Below are 5,228 nucleotides of genomic sequence, written 5' to 3'. Positions count from 1 at the left end.
GAGCACCAGGTAGGCGATCGCGCCGACGAACACCACGACCAGGCTGAGCACGCCGATCTTCGAGGCGTGGATCATCCCGAACGCCCGGCCGGCGACCACAGCCCCCAGACCGATCACGACCGCCAGGCCGAAGACCACGATCACGCCCCAGAGCACATAGCTGGTGATCTCGTTGGTCGGGCCAGTCGCACCAGGCGGCGCCTTCGGACACACCTGCTGCGCGACGTACATCGCATGGACGGTCATCGATTCCATGTCGGCGTTCCTTCCGAATGCCAGGTGTCTTCTCCGGCGTCGGGTCGAGGCAGGTGGTCCAGGAGCCGGCGGCCCGCCTCGACTACGGCGTCGGGAATCGGGCGGGAATCCAAACCGGTGATGGCCAGGGCGCGGTCCTCGGGGATCTCCACCCACCGCTGCCCCGCCAGCACGCGGTGGGTGGCTGACCCGGCGGAGAGCTCCACGCCCTTGGGCCACCTTTTGCGGCGCGGCCCAACCACGGCCACCCTCGCCCGGTCGTTGGCGAAGAGCTCGAGCGCGGATTCAAGGCGGCGCATCCCGGGCACGGTGGCGGTGGTGACCAGCACAACTGCGTCCGCGGACTGGATGGCGCCGCTGAGCCAACACGGGGTCGCGAGCAGTTGGCTGACTTGCCAGCCGGCGTCGAGGATCGTCAGCTGCTTGTCCTGATCGGCGTTGGTGGGCAATGGAACTTCGTCGATGTGCACCAGAACCTCGCTGACCCGCTCCAGCAGAACATGCTCGCGCCTGCCCTGCCGCCAGCCGGCCGGGTGTAGTCCGAGCTCGGCGGTGCTGGCCGCGGCGAGCCCAGAGGCGTTGACCGAGCAGCACTCGACGACCCGCACCGGGGAGGGTGCGGCCAGCCCAACAGCCAGTGCCACTGTGCTGGCGCCCACGGAGCCGGCGCACCCGAGGACGGCGATGATCTGCTCCCCCGCAGCAGGTCTCCACCCGCCTGCATCCGGGGTGCCGATTCGCGGCGCCTGTGTGAGGTCGCGGCCGGCTCCGCGGCGGAAATGACCGGCCTGGACCGCCGCCCAGGCCCGCCTCAGCTCGTCGACCGACACCGCAGGGCGAGCCTTCGTTGTGGTGTTGCTCATGTCGGCTCGTCCTGGCTCAGACGCCGGTGCTCCAACGCGGCGCGCACTTCCGCCGGTGTCAAGGCTTTGAGGGTTTGCTTGGCCGCCTCCACCTCGTGCAGTTGCGCGACACAGCCACTCAGCTGGCGGATCGCGTCGGTCTCCCGTCCAGCGATCTCGAACAGCTCGGCGATCTCCTGCGGGCTCCGCTGCTGCCCGTTCTGATCGTTGGTCATAGTCCTCACCGCCTCCACGGGCCTACGTTCCAACGGCCGTTCGCGGCGATCATTGGTCGCCGAACCGGGTCGGGACGGCCGCGGCGAGCGCGCGCATGCTCCTGGAGGCGCGGCGACGGACGGTGGACTCGGAGACGCCGACCCGCGGAGCTACCCGAACCGACAGCTCGTTGGCCATCAGCCCGCCGTAGCCACGGCCGGTGCGCCGGGTCTCCACCCGGGACGCCTCGTCCACCAAGCACAGCAGCAGGTACCGGTCGTCGGCGCTGATCACCTGCTGCTCGCACGCCCAAGCCAGCACCTCCAGCAGCTCCTCGAGCGGCGACTGGTCCTCGTCTGGCGCCGGTGCCGGGTCGGCCAGCAGGCCGGGGCGGAACGACGCCGCCCGCACCTGTCGGGTGGATATCGGGTACTCGCGCCAGGCCTCGTCCGTCGCGAAGTCGCCGGTCGCGAACGCCTCCACCAAGTCGGTGTGAGCCCAGGTCCGGTCGAATCGCGCCACCTGAAACTGGTCGCCGCACTCGCGCAGTACCCCGGCGCGGGTATTCATCAGGATGTTGGCGGCCACCTTCCTCAGCCGACGCCACGGGAAGGTGCGGACCTCGATCCACAGCTGGGCGGCGACCAATTCGTCAATGCGCTGGACCATCGACCAGGCGCCCGGGGTCACCGGCTGGTTGTCACGCAGCACGCTGCTCCTGTCCGGTCGGGTGCACAGCCAGGCGGCCAGGGTGCAGGCCCCCGGCAGGAGGCACTTGGCCAGGGCCGCGGCCGCCGCGATGTCGTCGCCGCCATCCGGGGCTCCGAGCATCGCCAACACCACCAGCACCTCATCGGCGGTCTCACGGTCGACCGTGGGCAGCCAGCCACGCAGGTCGTCGAAGTTCTCCACCACCCCAAGCCGGGCGTCCATAGCCACCCAGGTGGTCCACCGCTGACGTGCCTGCTCAAGCAGCTCGCTGTTGTCGTCGAGTCCGAGCTGGTCACCGACACTCATCACGTTCCCTTTCCGTCGTGGGTTGAGCACGACGGGAAAGGTCGCCGATCGGCGTCCCCGAGAGCGTCCCCCTAGCCCCGGATGTGATCGGGGGGACGCGGCGGGGGACGCGCGTTTTCGCAGGTCAGCGCACGTCCCCCCAAAAGTTCAGGAAGACTCGCGCAACCGTCTTGCCGAGTCCGGTCTTCTGTCGAGATGCAGCGAGTCTTGACCAACGCGAGATTTGGTCAAAGAAGACCTGCCTGGGCGACATTCGATGCGCCGCACAGATCAGCCCCGACCACCCGTCGCCCGTCGGAGCGAACTTTCTCGGCGCCTTCGCGAGCACCAGGCTTGGCGTGTGGTGTGGCCGTTCCTACGGTGTGTTGAATGACGCCACGGCGGACCTGGAGGGAGGAGCGCATCGACGCGCTGATAGCCGCGGTGTCTGACCTCGGGATGTCGATGTCGAAGGCTGCGGCCGGGGAGTTGATCGATGAGCGGGTGAAGTTCGTTGCCTCGCAGATGCGAGTCAGCACGACCGCGGCCCGCGCCTACCTAACGGACGAGGCCATCAAAGGATTGGCGCAGTCGATCGCGTTCAGCTTCGTCGAGGAGACGCCGGGCGCCGACCTGTTCTCTGCCCCACGCGATGCGGCGATCCCGGTCCGGCTGGCTGGGCGAGTCAGCGCCGGTTTGGCCGAGGCCGTGCGGATCCGACTGGCCGAGCGCGAGGACCTTCAGCACACGCGTGAGGCCGTCGCGCAACTGGCTCACGCCCAGGGAGTCCTGGGCCTGATCGTGTCCGACCAGATCGCCGAGGACATCGAGGGCGAACCGTGGGTCCGTGCTCCGCGCGCATTGCTCCACCGGCTGGCCCGCTACGTCGAGGCGGCAGCCGGACTGGTCGACGAGGGCGTGGTCGGCTACGCCGTGGACCCCGCTGAGACTCGGGGCCTTCCAGAAGCGCTACGCCGTGACGCCGGACTCCTCCGGACGCTCGCCGACAACGCACACTGAGGGATCTCTGTACTTGTCCGCGAGGACGGAACGGATCAGGGACGTTCTGCCGTGTAGTGGGTATGAGCGCGATGATTGACACGATGGCCCTGCCCGAGGACGACGAGCGTCCGCTGACCCAGGCGGAGATCGACGCGTTTCGGCGTGACGACCTCTTCATTCGCCCGGACGAGGTTGGCCCGGACTTCCACCCACGCCTGACCAACATCTCGGTGGGGTTCACCATGAAGGGCATTGCCAGGGCTCTGAACCCTGCGCCGGTGGAGTACGTCGCGATCGACGTCCGCGAGGACGACGATCACATCAAGGAAGCTCTGGCCATCCACAAGTGGAACCAGGTGTGGGAGTTCGCCCAGTTCCGGCGGCGGTACTTCGACGAGGATGAGCTGCCCGAGCAGATGGCGAGGATCGCAGACCTGGGAGATCTCAACGTCTGCTTTGTGCCGAGAACCGTCTCTCGGTACCACGAGTACACGCCGCTGCTGTACCTGCTTCCCGCCACCACCCTGGAACGTTTCGGGCTGCCGCTCTTCCGGGCCGGGCAGTGGCCCTATGGAATCGGGGGCACCGACGTCGATCGGTATCTACCCGCTGACTTCGAAGGGCGGCTCGGCCGCGCGTGGGCGTGGACGGTGTGGCCGCACCTGAACTCCGGCTCGGGGCCGGCCGCCTTCTCCAAGGACGACCCGATCAAGCTGCTTGCGCACAACCTGGACTTCTGGGTCCCAGCAGTCACTGAGGTCATTCAGCAGACTCTGCGCGGCTTTCCGGAGGTCGACGAGGGCGTAGAGAGCGGCCCGGTCGAGCTCGTCGACGGCAGTCTTCTAGAGGGCGCCGTCGCGGCAAACCCTCGGATAGGCGGTCCGATTTGGATGGGTGCTGCTGAGGCCGCCGAGAAAGTGGCCGAGACTGTGGCGGCGGCAGATGCGACTGGTCAACTCCGCGGGATCTTGGATGCCGTGAAGTCCAACCGGGTCCAGGACGACTTCTCGCCAAGGTGGTCGTTTGCTCGCGAGGACTTCGAGCGCAGGTTGTACTCCAAGCGCTCCAAGGTATCCGTAAAGTTCGTTGAGCTCACCGACACAATCCCGGTACAAGGTCCCGACAGCGAGGTGATTGGGAAGCTCATCACCAACGACTTCCTCGCCATGCTGGACGGCCGCAACCAGGAGATCGTGGTGCTGTTGAACAGCGGTGTTACGAGCCGTACGGAGATCGCGCAGATCCTCGGGTACGCGAACCACAGTGCCGTCTCGAAGCGCCTTGATCGCATCAGGCAACAGGCCGCAGAGTTCTTCGGGTTGGACTAGAGAGCGGCAAGTTCGCCTGCACCCGCTGCGGCCCGCACCTTGACCACCCGCGCACCGGGCGCCAGTTTCGGCAACGTCGCCCGCGGGGCGGTGGTCAATCTTCGCTGCATCTCGACACCGGTGCGGCGATCCGCAGGTATGTGAATAGGGCCCGCTCGTCATGGGTGATGGGGCCGCTCGGACTAGTGTGCCTGCGCTCGGTGGCGGTGGCTCAGCTGGCCAGCCACCGGTGGTTGCGGATGATGGCCTCGGTGCGCTCGTTGAGCTCGGTGGGAGCCTGCCCGTCGTCGGAACGGTTGCAGACCTGTTCGCGTAGGATCCGCTCGGCCTCCCGGCGGTCCCCTTCGGCCTCGGTGACGCGGACCAGGCATAGGCGGGTGGCCTCCTCGTAGGGGGCCGCCAGAACAGCGAGCTCGGTGGCGGCCCGGGCGCGCTTGAGGTCACGCTGCTCGAGGCAGGCGGTGGTGACGATGAAGGCGACGTCGGCGATCGCGACGGTCATGTACTCGTCGAGGCGTTCGCTGTTGTCCAGCCAGGACCAACCGCCCTTGCGCTGCTGGTCGAACGGCCGTCCGGTGACCAGCTCGAG

Annotated in this window: 6 protein-coding genes; 2 read left to right on the top strand and 4 right to left on the bottom strand. The window is 67.7% G+C overall.

Going from position 1 to position 5,228, the window contains the following annotated elements; genetic code table 11:
* The 4 genes from GEV10_31705 to GEV10_31690 form a co-directional block, all read right to left on the bottom strand.
* Window positions 1-255 (bottom strand): hypothetical protein (locus GEV10_31705; protein ID MQA82967.1); only part of this gene is annotated, 255 nt, incomplete at its 3' end.
* Entirely contained in the window at window positions 243-1,118 is an 876-nt protein-coding gene (locus GEV10_31700) for a hypothetical protein (GenBank protein ID MQA82966.1), read from the bottom strand. The genes GEV10_31700 and GEV10_31705, both read right to left, overlap by 13 nt.
* On the bottom strand, window positions 1,115-1,333 hold the full coding sequence (locus GEV10_31695) for a hypothetical protein (GenBank protein MQA82965.1): 219 nt from the start codon (window positions 1,331-1,333) through the stop codon (window positions 1,115-1,117). Before GEV10_31695 ends, GEV10_31700 begins: the two co-directional genes overlap by 4 nt.
* 49 nt (window positions 1,334-1,382) lie before the next feature.
* Window positions 1,383-2,330 carry a hypothetical protein gene (locus GEV10_31690; GenBank protein MQA82964.1) on the bottom strand — a complete coding sequence of 316 codons (948 nt, stop codon included), beginning with the start codon at window positions 2,328-2,330 and terminating at the stop codon, window positions 1,383-1,385.
* Window positions 2,331-2,699: 369 nt separating this feature from the next.
* Here GEV10_31690 and GEV10_31685 point away from each other — a divergent pair, with 369 nt between their 5' ends.
* Window positions 2,700-3,329 carry a hypothetical protein gene (locus GEV10_31685; protein MQA82963.1) on the top strand — a complete coding sequence of 210 codons (630 nt, stop codon included), beginning with the start codon at window positions 2,700-2,702 and terminating at the stop codon, window positions 3,327-3,329.
* Window positions 3,330-3,412: 83 nt separating this feature from the next.
* Window positions 3,413-4,639 carry a sigma-70 family RNA polymerase sigma factor gene (locus GEV10_31680; protein ID MQA82962.1) on the top strand — a complete coding sequence of 409 codons (1,227 nt, stop codon included), beginning with the start codon at window positions 3,413-3,415 and terminating at the stop codon, window positions 4,637-4,639.
* Window positions 4,640-5,228 lie beyond the last annotated feature (589 nt).

This window comes from Streptosporangiales bacterium, from assembly GCA_009379955.1.
GTDB lineage: Bacteria > Actinomycetota > Actinomycetes > Streptosporangiales > WHST01 > WHST01.
This window is presented reverse-complemented; position numbering and strand designations above follow the sequence as displayed.

Excerpts from the sequence above, each read along its gene's own strand:
- GEV10_31685 (MQA82963.1), top strand. The coding sequence starts at position 2,700 with ATGACGCCACGGCGGACCTGGAGGGAGGAGCGCATCGACGCGCTGATA.
- GEV10_31680 (MQA82962.1), top strand. The coding sequence starts at position 3,413 with ATGGCCCTGCCCGAGGACGACGAGCGTCCGCTGACCCAGGCGGAGATC.
- GEV10_31695 (MQA82965.1), bottom strand. The coding sequence starts at position 1,333 with ATGACCAACGATCAGAACGGGCAGCAGCGGAGCCCGCAGGAGATCGCC.
- GEV10_31700 (MQA82966.1), bottom strand. The coding sequence starts at position 1,118 with ATGAGCAACACCACAACGAAGGCTCGCCCTGCGGTGTCGGTCGACGAG.
- GEV10_31690 (MQA82964.1), bottom strand. The coding sequence starts at position 2,330 with ATGAGTGTCGGTGACCAGCTCGGACTCGACGACAACAGCGAGCTGCTT.